The sequence below is a fragment of the Streptomyces sp. SID13726 genome (assembly GCF_010548375.1).
GTDB lineage: Bacteria > Actinomycetota > Actinomycetes > Streptomycetales > Streptomycetaceae > Streptomyces.
The window spans coordinates 1-520 of the sequence record NZ_JAAGLY010000262.1 but is presented as its reverse complement, the minus strand read 5'-3'; the positions used below and the strand labels follow the sequence as shown (position 1 = coordinate 520).

Here is a 520-nt window from a genome sequence, read left to right as displayed (position 1 = left end):
ACGATCGTCACGGCCGGGCTCCTCCAGGTGACCGCCACGGGCGTGGGGGAGGACACGACGCTCGCTCGGATCATCCACCGGGTCGAGGAGGCGCAGGACGCCCGAGCACGCGCCCAGGGGTTCATGGAGCGGTTCTCGGCCTGGTACACGCCGGCCGTCATCGTGCTCGCCGTGGCCGTCGGCGTGCTCACGCGCGACGTGCTGCTCGCCCTGACTCTGCTCGTCTCCCCCGGCGAGCTCGGCGCCGACGTGTCCGTCGGCTCGGCCCAGCGGTTCGGCGTCCCGCTGTTCTACGGCGGACCGCACGCGGCCTTCATGGCCGTGCGCAAGGGTCTGGAGCGGTCGCTCCCCGGTCGCCTCGTCGGCGTCTCGATCGACGCCGACGGCGACACCGCCTACCGGCTCGCGCTCCAGACCCGCGAGCAGCACATCCGCCGCGAGAAGGCGACGAGCAACATCTGCACCGCGCAGGCGCTCCTCGCCATCGTGGCGTCGATGTACGCGGTCTACCACGGCCCCG

Annotated in this window: 1 pseudogene; it reads left to right on the top strand. The window is 72.7% G+C overall.

The features are described 5' to 3' along the window. Positions 1-520: pseudogene (locus G3I78_RS47525) on the top strand (hypothetical protein); the annotation flags it as partial.